Here is a 16457-nt window from a genome sequence, read left to right on the forward strand (position 1 = left end):
CAGTTCGACATCAAGGAAGGATATTCCTTTTTGTGCGTCGAAAGTATTAGGTCAGAAGGAGGTGATAATATGAGATGGAAACCAAACCAACCTTTCCAAAGCGTATATAGCGATAGATTAAACACTACAGAATACAAAAGTGACTTTTTTCTGGACATTGAAGATGGCGACCTTGTAATCGAGGATGGGGATTTGAAGATGGTAAGCGGATTAGAAAACTTCATTCAAAGATTCCAATCTGTTTTACTTTCAAATAAAACTCCGCTTTCCCCCTATGGTTTGCAAGAATTTCTTCCACTTTCTGAAGTTCAAGATATATTTGATCGACAATGTGAAGAATTAGCTTATCAAATTGTAACACATGAATATCAAGACTCCGAACCTGGTGATCCTAATGGCTTGGGACATACAGTTGAAGAAGTCGTTGCAATTGAACGCATGATGAAAAATGGAAACACTCGGTTAATAGTAGAAATAAAAGCTACTGGTGAATCTGAAATATTGAAAATCGATATTCCTATTTATCGAGTGATGAAATAATTACGAATGCCCCCGTTCCCTTGAGTGTTTTCAGGGAACAAGGGCATTATTACTCACATCAGCCAGCCGAAATTACAGCCTGTATGACTAAGATATTTTAGTTTTGAATGCGCCCTAACCCTCCGTCATGCGTTTGCCACTGCCGCTCCCTTATACATGCGGTATGGTTCCCAACGGGAATTATTTCACAGCGATTACCGTCAATCGCTATAGTCCGCATTACGTGCGGAACAATCTGCCGCCCTTATTGATGGGGTATTATGACCCTCTTTACGGCTGTCTCGAATTAGTTGTAGTTAGTTTCGATGTGGGCGAGGCATGTATCACGGCCTTGCGTCTATTCCGCCACCACGTTTAAATCTTAACGATTACAGAAGTTGATCAGCTAGTGTTTTAAGGCCACTTGGTACAGCAATTTGTTTGCCGTCATGTTCATTTCCGTTTACATAAGCTGTGTCTTTGTCTACATAGTAGACTACACCTTCGCCGCCGATAACCGGAAAGCCGCTTTCGTCGCAATCCAGATTTGTACCTACATACTTACCATGCTTGGCTGCTTCACTTTCCAATGGATGAAGGTGTAAAATTCCTGTATTGTCCAAGTAAGCGTAACTATGTACCATGTTTATTGCCTCCTAGAATGGATTTAGTTTGTTCCTGAATAAAGTGTAAATCCTTTCTACTCCGTACCTACTACGGATTTACATAGTCCCTACTGTCAGGAGAAAATAAGTAGTGGACTGAGCCTAGAAATTGAAACAGCGACAGCCAAGGACGAAAAAAGGTCCTAGACTGTCGCTGTTCCATTCGACTAACGTTTCCCGTTAGCTCAATGATCTGAAGAAATTGTTTCACTCAAGCTATTCCTCAGAAATCTCTACGTACTATCTAAACCCAATTTGACGCCGAAATTAGGCATTCACCTTGCCTAGGGCGAATATCTTAATGGGGAAGTACATTTTAAAAAATGAGGCGATACACTTGGGATATTTCGTTACTGTGGAACCGGGCGTAAAAGTATTTATAGAGGACATCAATCCGAAGGGAAATAAAACGATACTTTTTATTCATGGATGGCCGCTAAACCATAACCAGTTCGAATATCAGTTCAATTTCCTTCCTAAGCTCGGATATCGTTGTATCGGAATGGACTGGAGAGGATACGGCAATTCGGATAAACCATTCGACGGGTACAATTTCGATAGATTAGCGGATGATGTCCGCATGGTCATCGAGGCGTTACAGTTAAGAAACATAACACTGGCAGGACACTCTACCGGAGGCGCGATATCGATTCGTTATATGGCTCGTTACAAAGGGTATGGGGTATCTAAACTCGTCCTGATCGACGCTGCCTCTCCATCTAGCGTTCCAAAAGAATTTACAAATAAAATCATCGAAGATACAAATCATGACCGACCGCAAATGCTGCAAGACCAAACGGGAATTTTTTTCTTTCAGTATATTTCCGAACCGAAATCCGATTGGTTCGTTTTAATGGGATTACAAGCGGCGAATTGGGCGACTTCCGCCATTATGGTCACGCTTAGAGATGAAAATGTTTACAACGATCTCGGTCAGATCGATGTACCCACATTAATTATTCACGGAATTCATGATAAAGTCGTTCCGTTTACCCAAGCTGAGGAAACAAATAAGCTGATCAAAAATTCGAAGCTAGTTCCGTTCCAATACAGCGGTCATTGCGCTTTTTTAGAGGAGCGCGATAGATTCAACCAATTATTATCTTCTTTTGCATAACGACTCGGATTAGCCGCACCATCGCTCCCCATAAATATAGTCCGATAATGCCCGATGATTGAGCAAATCTGCACGTTAGCTTAATGAGGATAATTTATTTCTCAGTCTGGAACTTTAGACACCTACAATAAAGACCGCAAAGGCTTAAGCCCTTACTGTCTAATTTACTTCTGGCATCCTAAGTCCAATTTCACCTTCTTTGTTTCGCCCCCGCCCATAGTCGATGGTGACAAAATCCAGTGTTCGGTTGACTTTAAGACTTTTTGCTATGCTTTCTATAGCCTTACGCCTTTTGTCCGCAAACGTAGTCGCTGAGATGCCTGGCATATCCTTACGATAACCCTTCTCTAAATATTGTTGTGCTTTGAGGTACTTCATTCCATCCAGAAACAGCAACTTTGCAATTAACCCTTCATGTTTATCGCGTATATTATTTATTGCAAATTTAATGTTATTCGTAAGGAATTGATAGAATTTGTAATTCACATGGCGCTGGTCTTTGAGTAGCACGGCATTTGCTGTCACATCTGCTGTCAATTCTTGTCCCGAAAATCGTTTAGCAACCGATCCCTCTGCCGAAAGCAAATCATATGCAGCCATGCCGTTTTCCAACTGTTGAAGTGAGTATTCATAGTTTTTGATTACATCAATCAAGTCAGTATATTTGTTTAGCAGCCACTTTGTTTTTCTTATATCTACTGCATCTACATCGTCAAAGAAGTTTACTTGGACTATTCTCTGTGTATCAGTAGACTCATCTTCAAGACTATTTGCTATACACATTTGATTATCATTCATCATTTATCATTCCTTTATATAATGTGATAATTTGGTGAAATCGTTATTTCTGGTAGTTAAATGTAAATCAAAGTACTATAATAACCTTACACCATAGTTTGCACACGAAGATAAACAAACTAAGGAGGCTTTACTTTTGAAAAAATCTATTATTACTTTGGCTGTTGGTGCAGTTCTTCTTGGGACATTGTCTGTACCGTCTTTAGGTTTTGCAGAACAAGCCCAAACTTCAGTAAACATTTCTTCCGAGACATCATATACTCCGTCTCAAAGTAAAAGCAAATGGGTCACTGGTATAAGAGGTGCTACGGTTAAAGAGGATATGAAATCGACAGTTCCAACTTCAAAATATCACATAGAAGGACGCTTTGCAGGAGATGTTTATTTATATAAATGGCAAGAAAAAGGCGGCCATAGAGTATGCCCATTATATCAAGGCTTCCTTTACCAAATAATCCCTTAATAATAAAGAGCTAACTCTAAAGTAAGCACTTTTTTCATAGGTGCTTACTTTTTTTCGTTTTTATCTTCCATATTTAATGCTTCCCTCGCTTAATTTGTTTGGATCTACCTGCTCAATCAACATATACCTATCTATACTGACTACACCCGCATATAACAGTAATGCGCATAATATAGAGGTATAGGCTCTTATCATGGGGTGTTCTCCCTTGAACTGTTCAACCATTCCATAATTTGATCGTAAAGCGGTACTGTTTCGCCGTATCCGCTATTAAATTCTTTTCCGCACGGATCAAAACGAATTGAAAAACATCTACCATCTCTCATATCCCAATTAGGACGGACATACTTGATATATTTGCAGCGACTGCGCGCCTCAGGTGAATCGTATATTGGCTTCGGTCCGTAGAAATGATGGAAGTTAGCAATTTGATTCATAAGTCCTTCGAAACCCTCTCGAGTCATCGCTAAGTTCCCACGCTCTTCTGGTTTATCTGTCATTGTTGTTCCTCCCCACTTTTAGGACCATACTCTACCACTTGAAATTTTGGACGTATTTCATCCATAAATCCGCACTGCCTGTTGTGACCAATCTCCCGCCATTCTGCTAATTTGTAGTCATAGCTATGTCTAATCTTTTCATAGTTTGACCGCGCTTCGTTTTCAATCCCAAGTGTCATAGCTATATCTGCCGCACCTCTAGTTTTGTACACATGGTTTTCGCCATTGCCTTGGTAAGGCTCTCCATTTCGATATATTACATATATTGTTTCGTTTTGTATTTTGGACATCTATATATCCTCCCTTAGTGGGTGTAGGTCCTACACCCTGTATTGGTTTAATCCTCAAGTAAATTTATAAATCTAAGCCCCAAAATCAGATCATTATGGTTAACACTAGTTTCAACGGAAGTCCATTCAGTGGCATAACCATGAGCCATCAATATAGACTGGATTTCCGCTATAAGTTCTCCTTGCTTATCTTGTGAGTTTGACATATCTATCATCCTTCCAACGCTCAACAGGAGCGTATTGTATTGGTGGTTACTCCCCTAATGCCTCTAACTCCCGACCTATTGCAAACAATGCTTCATTCGCTATTTGAGGTGGATTTACACGGCGTGTTGTGAAGACTTCCAGAAAGTGATCATCTATGGTTTCAGACCATTCCCCGTTTAATATTCCGTTCAGGGCGTCTGTTGCCGTCTCCAGTGCCGCGCTTTGCCGGGCTATTGTCCGGTCCCTCTCATCTAGCATATCCACACCTAGTTGGATTGCTTCGTCCTTCTCTGCTAGCTGCTGCTGGAGTGAGTCTACCAAAGCGGATACATCTACCTTTTGCAGAAACTCAGTCGAAAACGATCCGCTAAAATCCTCGAGGAATATAGAACCGTAATCGTGCCCTTTATGCTGGAATTCATCCGATCGGCATGTCCAAATCTTGCCGAAGTTGTCCGGGTGGTCATGTTCCATACATGTATGCATTACAACTTGGTCACCCTTTTGTAGCTTATATGTCCGTTCACTCATGACTGTTCCTCCTTAAATTCTTTATCAAATAGAACCGACAACATGCTCTGCTTATCCGTATCATAGCTGCAGTATCTGTAATGCACGTATCCATCTATATCCTCGTACAGCGCAAATACTGTATCTCCGTCCTCGCCAACGTAAAACCGTTCAATTCTGCGTTTGAGATGTATTATCCCAACTTATTCTCTCCTTGGGGCTGTAGCAGCTCCGGGTTATCGTGTATGTTGCCTACAACTCTCATATTCTCTTCTCCGAACTCATCAAGATTTACAGTTCTATCACCTTTTTTAAGCCTGTATCCAGCCATAGACTTATCCCAAACAACTTTGTAAATCTCTTCCCCATGATTGCATCCATACTCACTATCACAATCACATGCAACTGCAATAAGGTCGTCATCAAAAAACTCCAAGCCGTAATAATTGGTGTATTGCATCAACCTAAAATCCGACAGGCGCAAAACATGATATCCTTTACCATCCATATCCATGAACACACCGATTACCTTAGTGTCAAAGTTAATAAAGGTGACTTTATCCGGTGGAACCATGATGCCAAGCGGTTTATACCATGCACGTAATTTAATATCTCTCATGCTTATCGCTCCTTATAGGGGTGTAGGGTAAGAGGACAGATGGCCCCTGTTTAGGCGTTTGCATCCACTATGATTTTCTCGAATCCTATGAAGCTTCCTGATTCGTCCTCTTTAAGTCCAACAACATATTCTGCACCTTCACATTGCAACGAGGCATTCTCTAGATCGTAAAAAACTAGCACCTGATTCAAGTCTTCTGTATATGAGTCCTCAGATTCCAAAAAGCTAGTCAAATACTTGCCGTTGTACAAATCTATGTCTATAGCAATTGCGTACGCATCCATGCTTATCACTCCTTTGATATTGGTTTGGGGTAAGAGGCTATATGCCCCATTATTCAACTACGATCTTGGTTACTTTAGCTTTCATATTCAGTGGCTTTAATGTCTTGTAATTATCCAGCATGTTAAACACCATCACTCCATCCTCACAGTGCAATTCAGGCAGGCAATCTTCATCATCGGCATAAAATGGAGCCAAGACTGCAAATCCATCTTCTCTGTCAATCCCGATGCATAGCAGTGGCATATCTTCGTCAAAAAGGTATGTTGCATGTAATTCAAATTTCATGAGTTATTTTCTCCTTTGATTTTTGTATTTGGTAGAGTAAGAGGCTGTTATGCCTCTCCCTCAGTCCAGTAAAGTTAAATCATAGTTAGATTTGATGAACCGTATTGTTAATTTCCGGTTGATATCATTTCCTAAACGATCGTAGATTTTATACATATCGTCTTTGGCGAAATTGGTACGTAATAACTGATTGAAGCTGTCCAAAACTCTTGGTGCCCAATACTTGTTCAATTCTTTTGCAATTGGTCTTGATAGCCATGCGAACATTTTGCATTTAAAATCCAACTCCGTGTTCACTTCATTTAAGCTGAAATACACGTTGTTCCTCGGTTCCAAGATGATTTCGTTATTATGATTAATGAAGGATTTGGGGAACACATGTAATGCATGACCGATAATGCTCTTTAAAGCAATCTCATTGTCCAATTGTTCTACTGTCAGTGACATGTATATCTCTCCTTTGGTATAGGTAGTAGGCTTACAGACTGTATTCTTTAATCCATGTGCGGTTGAACAGGTCGTCCCTGTATATTTCAACGCAATCATATTTTTTAGGATCAAGCAGGCTTCGGGCCTCTTTTAAGGCTCTCAACAAGCTGCTTTTAAAAAACATTATTTTAACGCGTTTGCCTTTGTAATAAAGTACAAACTCAAAATCCGATTTATTGGTCACGTTATCTCTCCTTTGGTATAGGGGATGCATGGTGTCTCTCCCCCTTATGGAGGGTTGCCCCTCCTTATTCACAAAGCCCATATTGACTGGAGCAGACTGGCACATCTTCGAAGGCTAGCGCTTTGAATAAATCTAATTGCTTGCCCCCGTGAACCGTCTTGGACCATTCGACCTTATCCCAAATCTGCTCCCCGTCCGAACTAGCGAAGAATGATGCACCGTGCCGCTTGGATGCAAGCTTTACGATTTCCTCCCACTGGGCGATCCGCTCCACTTCCTCCGGGAAGCGACGGGCTATTTCGAAAAGCTCCATCTTGCCTGCGTTTATGCATGGCATACATCCGACCCGGCCCATACCCAGCTTGTACAGTGGGTTAGGCTCAATATTGTGTTTGGCGTGCATTGCAAATACCTCTTCGACCGTCCAATTAATAAGCGGTCGGTATATCTCGTATCCTTCCGGTGTTTCCTCCCGTTCTGGCATTTGGGATCTCGCAAGACTTTCCTGCGCTCTTATCCCCTGCCAGCTCACAATTCGTTTACCTTCCTCCAGCAGAGGCAAATATACTTGGTCGAAGAAAGGTCTTACCTTCAATTCCACAGTGCAAAAACGTGCTTTAGTGCTGGGAAAACGCCCTTTCCAGATGCACATATCTAGGAATGGATTGCCTGTCGGATGAAGAACGGACAAAGCCTGTTCAATGATCGTTTCGGATATCCCTTCCTCGCGCCACTTCGTTTGTACCCATTCCCGCTTACGAATTATTTGGACACTGAAATCGGCTTTAATGCGGCGGATCGGTCCAATCTCTCTTTCGAGGTAATCAATATATTCATAGGTTTGTTGGTGCTCGTTACCAGTGTCTGCAAAAACTGCAATATGCGGTTCAAGTCTCTGATAGGCGAGAAGCCATAGAGCCGTGCTGTCTTTGCCTCCAGATAGAGAAATTATGTTAACTGGATCTTCCAATGTGCTAACCCTCCTTCTTGTCCCCTATGGGCTACTTTTTTGATTTGTCCCAAGAGCTTGATGCCACAATTTTCACAGTGCCCGCAACATTGTTCAGTGTGTATTTCCGTTCTTCCTTTCCGTTGTCCAGTTTGTTCCAGGGGTCTATGTGAAAAAAATTCCATCCTGCTTATTTAAATAATTGGCTACTACGTTCCAAGCTCGCTGTACGTCCTTTGGTACATTTCCCATTTGTGTTATGCCTCTCTCTGCCCTATGGGCTATATATTCAATCCTCAAAACGCTCTCCGTAGCCATAAGATGGAGCTGGTTTGCTGAAATTGTTCAAGGCATCGGATATCATGACGCTAAATACGCTCATTTGCTTAGTATCCATAGACTCTAGCAACCGAATCTCTTTGCTTTTTAATGAGCGTCCCGCCGCTGTAGCAAGCAATTCCATGACTGGCTTTATAGATTCCAATCGTTCCTGCTTTTGGGCTTCTAAACGCTCCTGTGCCGCCTGCTTGCGGTTGAACTCTTCCCAATCTTGTTCATCAAACCAGAATCTAGGTCCATAAGTTAATGAATATGTTGTTATCCATCCTTGAAGCTCTTCCTCGTTTGTCTGGATACGACCATGACAGATATCGCAGACACGCATTGCATTTGTCTTTACACCGCGTCCGCTTCTGCCTCTTGGCATAACGTGATGGGTTTGAGCGGATTTACGACCACACCCACATTGGCAGAATCCTTGTGTTTCTTCTATTAATTCAGAAATTACTTCGAGTGGAAATTCTGCTCGGTCAGCCCGTGACGGACGTGATTGGTGGTGAGCAAAGATATCCTTCTTCCAAACTGGAATCGGATTTTTGCTTTTCTTTCGCTGTCCAAGGCTGCTATGCGATTTCTTCTCTTTGACTTTTTTCTCCGGTTTCCAGAATGTTTGATGAGACATTCTTCCTCGCCACCTTTCCAACAGATTGATTCGTATTTCCTGTGCTTATGCTTATATTTTGAGCCTAAACCACTACGGCTCCACTACGGATTTTAGAGGTTCAAGCAGTCCTGCTTCCTCTAAAACGGAATAATATTTATATCTTTTTTTCGTTGTTACGCGCACTTTGCTTATTGTGTGAGATGCATAGAAGGCCACGGCCTGCTGCACTTCGATCGGCTCTTCATCAAGCTTGTTCAAGTCGAGCTTTTTCACGAACTACCCTCCCTTACAAGGTGATCATATTTTTCTTCAAATCCACTCTTTATATCTGGTGGTAAGGTTTCAATAACTTCTTCCCACAAACTCAACAATTCATTGTTATGAGAGTTAGATTTTTGAATCTGAGCGTATCGCTCCGACAAAGCCGTGGTAAATTCGTCAGCCTCTTGTTTCGTCATATCCGCCCTCCTATATGTTTTCAGTTCCAGTACAATGTTGCTCGTTCGAATACAGTGTAGAGCGTAGGAAAAGTTTCCTGAGTTGATCATTTGGCTTGTATCAATCTCACCTGATAATCTCTGCAATGCCGTAGACTTGAATTTATTATTCCATATCGTATATCGAATTATAGTTCTTGACTTAATAATATACGATATCGAATATAGAGTCAATGCATGTTGCTAATAAATATTCGGTATCGTATAATTCGACTGAGAGGTGAAGTGCATTGCTTAAAGTGAAACCGAATTTGACGCCTTTGTTAAAAAGGAAAGGTATCATTCAAATGGAATTGTCTGAAATGACTGGAATTCCACAGGGTTCAATTAGTAGATTTGATAAAAATAGTCGCCATGAAGCCTGGCATTTATTTGCTATTGCTAAAGCGCTAGATGTTACGATTGAGGATTTGTTTATTACTGAGGAGCAAGAGGATTAAGGACCTCTATGCTCCTTTTGTTTTCCTCTTAGATCGGGTTTAGCAATCTTTCGAGTCGAATGACTTCTTTCTGAAGGTACTGAATCAAATCAGCTGCTTCTTCCAGCGCCATGAGCTTCCAGTCATAGGCCATATCTGATACCTGGTCTATGGTGGTTCCATACTTCTTTAGACCTTTCTCGTTTTGCTTGTCCAGCAATTCTATGATCCGTTGTGTTACTTCTGGACGTTCAATTTCATTCTGAGAGTGCTTCATTTAATCGCCTCCTCCGTCTCCGGTAGAATAAGCGTATCGCCTTCATACTTCAACTCCGCCTGATTAGGGTCAATCACTGGTCCCCAATGGTTATTAGCCTGCATGATGCGGACTATATCAGCCGCATATGTTTCGTCGGTGTTAACTACCAGATAGGTATTTAAAGCTGGCTTTCCATTCAGATGTCGCAACTCTTGGATTTTCCAAAGGATGCGGGATAACTCACTTTTATCCTGATCATCAAGGTAATTCTCAGCATCCTCATTTTTGATTACGGTGAATCTGACTTTTATTCCGGCCAGTTCTGACATTTTTAATCTCTCCTTCGGCTCGTTTTACTAATTTATTGATTGCTCGCTTTCGATCTGCCCGTTCTTTCTTGGCCTGCTGTGTAGGGATAAATTCTCCACGCCGCTTTACAAGTATTTCAATTGGTAAAGTCGGGTATTTTAGTAGGAAAAGCTTCAGCTTCACTCTAAAGGTAGCCGTTTCAACTCCCTTTATGTCAATTACTCGCTGGCTTCCGTCAAAATCAGTAACAAGGAAATCTGCGATGTAGGTCACCTTCGGGCTTTCCTGTAGGACGTATTTGGGCTGACAGACAAAATCCTTTATTTCCCCCAGCTGCTTCTGCATGAGCAATTCCTGATAATACTCACCTTCCATTTTGCTGTCGAAGCGAATACCAGTCACATCAAGGTTATATTTCTTTACCAACCATTCCTCGAATAGTGTTCCATCGGCTGTAACAATCACTTTTTTAGCATTGTATTTACTCATTAATCTACCGTCCTATAAGGTTGTACAATATGAATGCTTTGATTATCTTCATTGCTAAGAATGAAAATAGACTTCGTTTTGCCTGCAAAAACCAAGGTAACTTTTTCCCCATCCAAAGCTTTTAAAGCATCTATAGCATACTTAGAATTCAAAGATATAGATAACTCCTGTCCCGTAAACTTAGTGGGCACAATACTTTCGCTTGCCTTGCCCGTTTGCTTTCCTTTTCCACGAATATTTATTTCTTTTTCAGTTATATCAAGCTTGACCATATTATTTTTTTCTTCTTTTGCCAGAGTGTAAATAAGTTCAACTGATTCCAAGAATTCTTGTTTATTTATCTCAATCCTCGTACCACTATCAGGTACAATAACCATCTGGTGTATGTCTGGATACTCACCCTCTAGAACACGAGAGTAAAAAGTGAATCTCTCTGTGCGAGCAAAGGCATAGACTACCCGATCATCCTTCCCCTTTGAAAAGCCAAATTGGACATCGTCCTTATCTGTAATGATCTTCTGTAGTTCAACTAGTCCTCTCGCCTCGATCACGGCACTACCAAAATCGCCTGATTCAATATCCTTTTCTGCTTTTGAAAGGCGATGCCTATTGGTTGCTTCCATTCCTATTTTTCCATCCTTGAGGTAGACATTTGCTCCAGTTAGTATAGGCATGCCTTTACCATCAATGTCCGCTGCAAAGATAGCCTTTTTGAATAGTCCCCTTAGGTCTTTCCCTGTAATTTCAATATATTCATCGTCATTTATAGTAGGTGGTGAAGGGAATTCCTCAGGGTCCAATCCTGCCATTTCAATTTCTTTATTCCGGGACGTGATAATCACATTCATACCATCTTTAGACTCAATCCGAACGTCACCACTTAATTTCTTGAGCATTTTCAAAAACAATTCAGGCAGAACTACCTTTCCACTCCGTTCGATTTGAACATGCTCCTCGAAAATATATGATTGTATTGTTGCTCTATCATCAGTTCCTGTCACAGTTAACCCCTCTTGATTCGCTTCGATCAAAAAGCAACCAAGTATCGGCATGATACTTTTGGCTGAAATAGCTTTACTGGTATCTTCTAAAGCCTCAGCTAATAGAGAACTGTCCACTACTATATTCATAATCTCTGACCTCCTCCTTCACCGCTTCCTTCTTAGCATTTGGGTTGCATTCTGGACATGGACCCAATGCCATCATGGAGCCAATGAAACTGTATGCTACTTTACTGCCCTCGCATGTTCTGCACATATGCTTACCCCCTACGTCTATTCCGTCCGCCTACTGGCATTATTTTTACAAAAGGCTCAATCCGTTCAATAATCCGCTCCGCCTTCTTCTCATGCTGCTTTCTGTCCATCTCCTTGGCATCCTTTACATTAGCCAAGTGATGCCTCAATTCATTGATGGTCAAATTGGATGTGTAGATTATCGGTAGCCGCTCCATGCGTCGCTGGAGTATAGGCCCTATTACTTCATCCCTTGTCCAAACGGTCAAGGTCTCAGCTCCAATATCATCAAGTATCAGCACAGAAGCCGTTCTGAGAGAGTCAAGCTTGTTCTCAACAGTTTCTGTCTTGGAACCAATAGCATCTTTGACTTCCAACAGAAAATCCGGCACATAGACCATGAGAACATCTATGTCGCATTTGGCAAGTTCTTGAGCAATCGCTCCTGCAATCCGACTCTTACCTACCCCCATAGGACCATAAAGGTACAATCCTTCTGTCGTTTCCCCCGGAACGAACGTGCTACAGAACTTCACTGCCGACGTGATCGCAGCCAACCGCTGCGAATCAGGTTCTATGTCGTCAAAGGTGGCACTCAGAATGTGCGATGGTATATAGTGGCTCTTGATCCTCTGTCCAATGCCCTGCTGCTTCTCATACCGCTTCAGCAAATCACATTTCTGAAACCGAAATACCAACTCGTCCGATTGGGTAGGATTCGGTTCTTCAACGCTCATATGCCCTTTCTGTTCGTTTTGACAGGCTTTTAAGCCGGGGCAAACGCCGCATGCATCGCAGTATGAAAGATGCTGTGATACATCCCTGTAGTGCCTTGGACTTGTTAAGTCAGCTGTCCGATCAGGGTATTTCTGTTTTAGTCGTTGGATCTCAGGGTGGTTCTCTATGCGCTGAATCGCAGCAGCTTGGCGTTCGTAAAATCGTGAAGGTACTAAAGCCTTTAATTCCTCTTGGAAGCTTCCCACTTTATCAGCCTCCCTGCTTTGCTCTTAGCTCAGCCAGCATTTTTTGTAAATCATCCGTGTTGTATTGCTTGTCCGGTTGAAGCACAGCACCACTTTCCTGTTCACTCTCCACTGTGACAGCGGTTTGGTCAGCCGCTTGACGAGATGCATGCAGCGAATAAATGACCGTAGCACAGTAGCTTACACTTCTAATCTCATCGCGCTTATGTTTGGGCTTGAAATTGACAAAGGCCTGGTCAATGCCATCTAAAGTGGTTTGAAGTGGTACGCCTTCTTTGATTAGCTCGTCGATCGCTTGATCATCAGCAATCGTTATTTCCAAGCCCTTCCCACGACGGCGAAGGTATTTATCAGCTACGGCCTGCCGATAATCAATATCCGAAGATGATATTTCATTCTGTTCAGAGTCAGTATCTGTTTCAGAAGTGGCAGGAACGGTACCTTGCCGGGAAGACGGTATCCCCTCATCTTTGGAATTGATTTCAGCCTCAGGCGTTAAACAACAACTTTCTTTTTCTTGTTCTATATCTAGTTCTATATCTAGTTCTATATCTAGTTCTATATCTGTTTCGTTACTCTCCGTTACTGTAGCGTTTCTTGTAACGTTACTTTTAGGAACAGAATTTTTCTTACCCGGTTCAAGCAGTTTCTGTTTCTCTCTATACTTTTGAACCCTCTTATTCGTCTGTGCTCGAACCTTGTCCATCCCATCTACATTTTGGTGTTCCTCCCAGCTTGGAAGGTAGTAAGCACCTTGCTCCGAAATGTCCAACATCCCGAATTTCTGAAATATAGATAATGCCATTCGTATAACTGGTAGAGGCCGTTTGATGGCAGATATCAGCATGTCATCTGTATAAGGAATATTCTCAGTCAACATGATGTATCCGCCCATGTTAGATTTTCCAGCCATAGCCAATAATTTGACCCATATAACAATGATCGTATCCGCTTCAGGCATATTTTCAATGAGTTCAATCTTCTTGTTTCCAAACATATTTACACTGAGTTTGATCCATTTTATTTCAGCCATCCGAATCATTCCTCTGAATAATAGCGCTCATATCTTCTGCATCTTTAACACCCTTCTTTGAATTACATGACTTACAAGCAATTACCAAATTATGAGGCTCTGTCAGCCCGCCTTTTGATTCAGGAATCACGTGGTCAATAGTCAACCCCTTCTCCCTCCCACAATATTGGCATTTGTAACAATCTCTTTCTAATACCAATTTCCTCATTTCCTTAGGAATCAACGCTTTAGAATAAACAGGTATCTTTTTTATTATGTTCACAGGCCTTCTGCGAGGGTTAGGTTCCATAAATCCATCGTTTTCTAACCTCCAGTAGCACATTTGGCAAATGCCATATCCTGTACCCACAAAGTCCACGAATCTTATGTGACTTATTTCTTCAGAGGTATGCTCACACCATAAGCAAATACTTTTATTGTTCATTTCACTCACCCCGGAAACTTCTGTATACTATCTCGTTCCGCTCGCTGAACTACCGAATTCAGCTAGAAGAACCTTCAAGCTATATTTCAAAGAGTTTATTACCTGGTCATTACTTTCCACAGCATTACTCCAGCGGACCTTATCGGCTTCTGCATCTGCCTCTTGGATGCGAAGATCAATAACCGCCAACTCCGCTCGCTGCTCCCTAAGATTCTCTGCCGCAATATACGCTTCTGCATAAACACGCTTTCTCTCAGCATAGATCCGCTTATACTCTCTTACGGCATCAGCAGCCTTACGCCCCAAGATAACCTGGACTTCTGTCAACAATTCAATCTTGCGAGCCAGGGTAGCAGGGTAATCATGGCTGCATTGATCCGCAAGACTATAAAGCTCTCCGAGCGTATATTGTTTTTGTAGAGACAATGCAGCCACTCCTTAACCCTCTATTAATATTCTTCTCCGTAATAAGTATCAACTTCGTCTTCATCCACGATAACCTTGGCCCCAGTCGCAAAAATTTGGAACATCAATTTTTCAAAATGATAGAACGATGTCATAATCTCTTTGTTACTGGAGAGGTTCTGACCGTCAATTTTAGAGTCATAGACGTGTCCTTCTTTATCTAAGTGGAGTTGATATTTGTAACTGTACTTTGATCTTTCAGAACGCCATGATTCTCTGCTTTCGCTTTCTGGATCAAAATAGATATGTCGATACCCATCCCCATTCCCTTCCAAAATGAAAGATATTTTTTCACCATCTCGTTCATGGTCATCATTCTCATCTTCCTTCATTGCTTCAATCAATTCAGACAACTTGTATTCAGGTTTAATACCGACAAGCATTTGTTCCATGTTTTCTTTAATTTTTTGAACACCTTGAATATGGAGAGCGGCATTCAACTGAGATTTAACTTCATTCAAAACCATAAGATTGTATCCGCCTATACCCAATTTTTTCATATCAATTTGCAACTGCTCTTTTACGTGATTTTCTAACTCTTTACGGAAATCTCCGTAAGTGCCAAAATACTCTTCTACCACTTTTTTGATAGTAGTCTCAAGTTGCTTTTTAATGACCTGCTCAACAAACCCGTCTTTTTGAATAGTTTGCATCGCATCATTTACCAAATTATTTAAATTCATATTATTACGCTCCTATTTTCAATTTCTGAATTACGTGATATACTGCCGTTGAAATGTTTCTTAAATGATCGTGTTGGTAGCACGATTGTTTGTCTGGGCTTCTCTGTCTTTTCTTTTGCGGTATAACTTACGGCAATAGTAATTACAGAAAAGTCCTTCTTCGTTTGGAATGGGGTGTTTCTGACCTTCGAATATCTCTTTCCCACAATGATTGCAGCAGCCTATTCCTTTACCGGATATCTTGTATCCTGACGGCTTAGGAGATTCTAGTCCTTCATATTCTTCGTTTTTAAATTGCTCAAGTTCACTTAATTTGGCAGTAAGCAAATCTATTTGAGTATGAATTTCGTCAGTCGGTAATCCGAATTTAACAGCGTCAATACTGTCCTCGTATAGCTCACGTAATTGTGCTCTAAGCACTCTAGATTGTTTATGCTCGTCCAACTCTCTCAGCTCCATATCTCCGCTTCAAGTTCGGATATTTTAGCTTTCAAACGTCTTTCTTGTTCCTTAAAATGTTTCATCTTCTGAATACAAACGTGATTAGGCCACGGACTATTTGTAATAGCATATTGAGTTTTATAAATGGCCTGAAGCTTTTGTTCAGTAAGTTCTTTTTCCTTTTGAAGAGAAAGCTTTTCCTTATCCTGCTCTGTTAGCTCTAGCATCTCAACATCTACTGAATGTTGACAATTCAACCAGCGATGCATGAGTAATACAGCGGCGATAAGTGAGTCTGCTGGTTGATCTAATGTAAATTTGATGCCTTCATCATCCACGATTGGAATTGAATAAATGGTTTGTGTCTGGCTGTTCATTTCAAATTCGCCTCACGCAG

At 41.4% G+C, this 16457-nt stretch carries 30 protein-coding genes; 4 read left to right on the forward strand and 26 right to left on the reverse strand.

Translation table 11 applies throughout. The features are described from left to right. Positions 1 to 69: 69 nt before the first annotated feature. Positions 70 to 540: a hypothetical protein gene (locus KAI37_RS14430; RefSeq protein ID WP_220029711.1), complete on the forward strand. Its 471-nt coding sequence runs from the start codon at positions 70 to 72 to the stop codon at positions 538 to 540. Positions 541 to 908: 368 nt separating this feature from the next. Here the strand turns inward: KAI37_RS14430 and KAI37_RS14435 are convergent, their stop codons facing one another. Further along, complete coding sequence (locus KAI37_RS14435; RefSeq protein WP_220029712.1) at positions 909 to 1163, reverse strand: hypothetical protein; 255 nt, start codon at positions 1161 to 1163, stop codon at positions 909 to 911. A gap of 358 nt (positions 1164 to 1521) precedes the next feature. Here KAI37_RS14435 and KAI37_RS14440 point away from each other — a divergent pair, with 358 nt between their 5' ends. After that, on the forward strand, positions 1522 to 2301 hold the full coding sequence (locus KAI37_RS14440; RefSeq protein WP_018759933.1) for an alpha/beta fold hydrolase: 780 nt from the start codon (positions 1522 to 1524) through the stop codon (positions 2299 to 2301). A 159-nt stretch (positions 2302 to 2460) separates the two neighbouring features. Here the strand turns inward: KAI37_RS14440 and KAI37_RS14445 are convergent, their stop codons facing one another. Next, positions 2461 to 3099, reverse strand: coding sequence for a hypothetical protein (locus KAI37_RS14445; protein WP_104411483.1), 639 nt, complete (start codon positions 3097 to 3099; stop codon positions 2461 to 2463). A gap of 136 nt (positions 3100 to 3235) precedes the next feature. On the opposite strand from KAI37_RS14445, the gene KAI37_RS14450 reads away from it, so the two are divergent. After that, entirely contained in the window at positions 3236 to 3562 is a 327-nt protein-coding gene (locus tag KAI37_RS14450) for a hypothetical protein (protein WP_220029713.1), read from the forward strand. A gap of 191 nt (positions 3563 to 3753) precedes the next feature. Here KAI37_RS14450 and KAI37_RS14455 read toward each other — a convergent pair whose 3' ends face one another. The 13 genes from KAI37_RS14455 to KAI37_RS14520 form a co-directional block, all read right to left on the reverse strand. Then, positions 3754 to 4062 (reverse strand): hypothetical protein, encoded by a 309-nt coding sequence (locus KAI37_RS14455; RefSeq protein ID WP_220029714.1) that lies wholly within the window; start codon positions 4060 to 4062, stop codon positions 3754 to 3756. Next, positions 4059 to 4352 (reverse strand): hypothetical protein, encoded by a 294-nt coding sequence (locus tag KAI37_RS14460; RefSeq protein ID WP_220029715.1) that lies wholly within the window; start codon positions 4350 to 4352, stop codon positions 4059 to 4061. Before KAI37_RS14460 ends, KAI37_RS14455 begins: the two co-directional genes overlap by 4 nt. A 47-nt stretch (positions 4353 to 4399) precedes the next feature. Continuing rightward, positions 4400 to 4558, reverse strand: coding sequence for a hypothetical protein (locus KAI37_RS14465; RefSeq protein WP_220029716.1), 159 nt, complete (start codon positions 4556 to 4558; stop codon positions 4400 to 4402). Between the two features lie 46 nt (positions 4559 to 4604). Continuing rightward, entirely contained in the window at positions 4605 to 5090 is a 486-nt protein-coding gene (locus tag KAI37_RS26450; protein ID WP_258382982.1) for a hypothetical protein, read from the reverse strand. A 172-nt stretch (positions 5091 to 5262) separates the two neighbouring features. Further along, on the reverse strand, positions 5263 to 5688 hold the full coding sequence (locus KAI37_RS14480; RefSeq protein ID WP_220029717.1) for a YopX family protein: 426 nt from the start codon (positions 5686 to 5688) through the stop codon (positions 5263 to 5265). A gap of 50 nt (positions 5689 to 5738) precedes the next feature. Then, positions 5739 to 5972 (reverse strand): hypothetical protein, encoded by a 234-nt coding sequence (locus KAI37_RS14485; protein WP_220029718.1) that lies wholly within the window; start codon positions 5970 to 5972, stop codon positions 5739 to 5741. Between the two features lie 49 nt (positions 5973 to 6021). After that, positions 6022 to 6258 (reverse strand): hypothetical protein, encoded by a 237-nt coding sequence (locus tag KAI37_RS14490; protein WP_220029719.1) that lies wholly within the window; start codon positions 6256 to 6258, stop codon positions 6022 to 6024. A gap of 60 nt (positions 6259 to 6318) precedes the next feature. Beyond that, positions 6319 to 6705 (reverse strand): hypothetical protein, encoded by a 387-nt coding sequence (locus KAI37_RS14495; protein WP_258382983.1) that lies wholly within the window; start codon positions 6703 to 6705, stop codon positions 6319 to 6321. Between the two features lie 31 nt (positions 6706 to 6736). After that, the gene (locus KAI37_RS14500) at positions 6737 to 6931 is read right to left on the reverse strand and encodes a hypothetical protein (protein WP_220029720.1); all 195 of its coding nucleotides are present in this window, start codon (positions 6929 to 6931) and stop codon (positions 6737 to 6739) included. A gap of 64 nt (positions 6932 to 6995) precedes the next feature. Next, the gene (locus KAI37_RS14505; protein ID WP_220029721.1) at positions 6996 to 7901 is read right to left on the reverse strand and encodes a phosphoadenosine phosphosulfate reductase domain-containing protein; all 906 of its coding nucleotides are present in this window, start codon (positions 7899 to 7901) and stop codon (positions 6996 to 6998) included. A 268-nt stretch (positions 7902 to 8169) separates the two neighbouring features. Beyond that, complete coding sequence (locus KAI37_RS14510; protein WP_220029722.1) at positions 8170 to 8841, reverse strand: HNH endonuclease; 672 nt, start codon at positions 8839 to 8841, stop codon at positions 8170 to 8172. Between the two features lie 72 nt (positions 8842 to 8913). After that, the gene (locus KAI37_RS14515; RefSeq protein WP_220029723.1) at positions 8914 to 9096 is read right to left on the reverse strand and encodes a hypothetical protein; all 183 of its coding nucleotides are present in this window, start codon (positions 9094 to 9096) and stop codon (positions 8914 to 8916) included. After that, positions 9093 to 9281, reverse strand: coding sequence for a hypothetical protein (locus tag KAI37_RS14520; protein ID WP_220029724.1), 189 nt, complete (start codon positions 9279 to 9281; stop codon positions 9093 to 9095). Before KAI37_RS14520 ends, KAI37_RS14515 begins: the two co-directional genes overlap by 4 nt. A 269-nt stretch (positions 9282 to 9550) precedes the next feature. Here KAI37_RS14520 and KAI37_RS14525 point away from each other — a divergent pair, with 269 nt between their 5' ends. Continuing rightward, positions 9551 to 9760 (forward strand): helix-turn-helix domain-containing protein, encoded by a 210-nt coding sequence (locus KAI37_RS14525; RefSeq protein ID WP_068942284.1) that lies wholly within the window; start codon positions 9551 to 9553, stop codon positions 9758 to 9760. Positions 9761 to 9788: 28 nt separating this feature from the next. Here the strand turns inward: KAI37_RS14525 and KAI37_RS14530 are convergent, their stop codons facing one another. The 11 genes from KAI37_RS14530 to KAI37_RS14580 form a co-directional block, all read right to left on the reverse strand. Continuing rightward, complete coding sequence (locus KAI37_RS14530) at positions 9789 to 10016, reverse strand: hypothetical protein (protein ID WP_025685301.1); 228 nt, start codon at positions 10014 to 10016, stop codon at positions 9789 to 9791. Then, entirely contained in the window at positions 10013 to 10327 is a 315-nt protein-coding gene (locus tag KAI37_RS14535) for a hypothetical protein (protein ID WP_220029725.1), read from the reverse strand. Before KAI37_RS14535 ends, KAI37_RS14530 begins: the two co-directional genes overlap by 4 nt. After that, the gene (locus tag KAI37_RS14540; RefSeq protein WP_220029726.1) at positions 10278 to 10796 is read right to left on the reverse strand and encodes a DUF1064 domain-containing protein; all 519 of its coding nucleotides are present in this window, start codon (positions 10794 to 10796) and stop codon (positions 10278 to 10280) included. The genes KAI37_RS14535 and KAI37_RS14540 overlap by 50 nt, the downstream gene beginning before the upstream one ends. Beyond that, a complete protein-coding gene (dnaN, locus tag KAI37_RS14545) occupies positions 10796 to 11926 on the reverse strand; it encodes a DNA polymerase III subunit beta (RefSeq protein WP_220025546.1) in 1131 nt (376 codons plus the stop codon). The genes KAI37_RS14540 and dnaN overlap by 1 nt, the downstream gene beginning before the upstream one ends. 131 nt (positions 11927 to 12057) lie before the next feature. Continuing rightward, positions 12058 to 13014, reverse strand: a complete 957-nt coding sequence (gene dnaI, locus KAI37_RS14550) for a primosomal protein DnaI (protein ID WP_220029727.1) — start codon at positions 13012 to 13014, stop codon at positions 12058 to 12060. Between the two features lie 4 nt (positions 13015 to 13018). Beyond that, positions 13019 to 14047, reverse strand: coding sequence for a phage replisome organizer N-terminal domain-containing protein (locus KAI37_RS14555; protein ID WP_220029728.1), 1029 nt, complete (start codon positions 14045 to 14047; stop codon positions 13019 to 13021). Continuing rightward, positions 14040 to 14471 carry an HNH endonuclease gene (locus tag KAI37_RS14560; protein ID WP_258383095.1) on the reverse strand — a complete coding sequence of 144 codons (432 nt, stop codon included), beginning with the start codon at positions 14469 to 14471 and terminating at the stop codon, positions 14040 to 14042. Before KAI37_RS14560 ends, KAI37_RS14555 begins: the two co-directional genes overlap by 8 nt. Positions 14472 to 14498: 27 nt before the next feature. Beyond that, on the reverse strand, positions 14499 to 14906 hold the full coding sequence (locus KAI37_RS14565) for a hypothetical protein (RefSeq protein WP_481856544.1): 408 nt from the start codon (positions 14904 to 14906) through the stop codon (positions 14499 to 14501). A gap of 14 nt (positions 14907 to 14920) precedes the next feature. Continuing rightward, positions 14921 to 15619: a hypothetical protein gene (locus KAI37_RS14570; protein WP_220029731.1), complete on the reverse strand. Its 699-nt coding sequence runs from the start codon at positions 15617 to 15619 to the stop codon at positions 14921 to 14923. A 60-nt stretch (positions 15620 to 15679) separates the two neighbouring features. Further along, positions 15680 to 16063: a hypothetical protein gene (locus tag KAI37_RS14575; protein ID WP_258382984.1), complete on the reverse strand. Its 384-nt coding sequence runs from the start codon at positions 16061 to 16063 to the stop codon at positions 15680 to 15682. Positions 16064 to 16068: 5 nt separating this feature from the next. Beyond that, positions 16069 to 16437 (reverse strand): hypothetical protein, encoded by a 369-nt coding sequence (locus KAI37_RS14580; RefSeq protein ID WP_220029733.1) that lies wholly within the window; start codon positions 16435 to 16437, stop codon positions 16069 to 16071. Positions 16438 to 16457 lie beyond the last annotated feature (20 nt).

Origin of the sequence: Paenibacillus sp. S25 (assembly GCF_019454085.1) — a bacterium.
In the GTDB taxonomy this organism is placed as follows: Bacteria; Bacillota; Bacilli; order Paenibacillales; family Paenibacillaceae; genus Paenibacillus; species Paenibacillus polymyxa_B.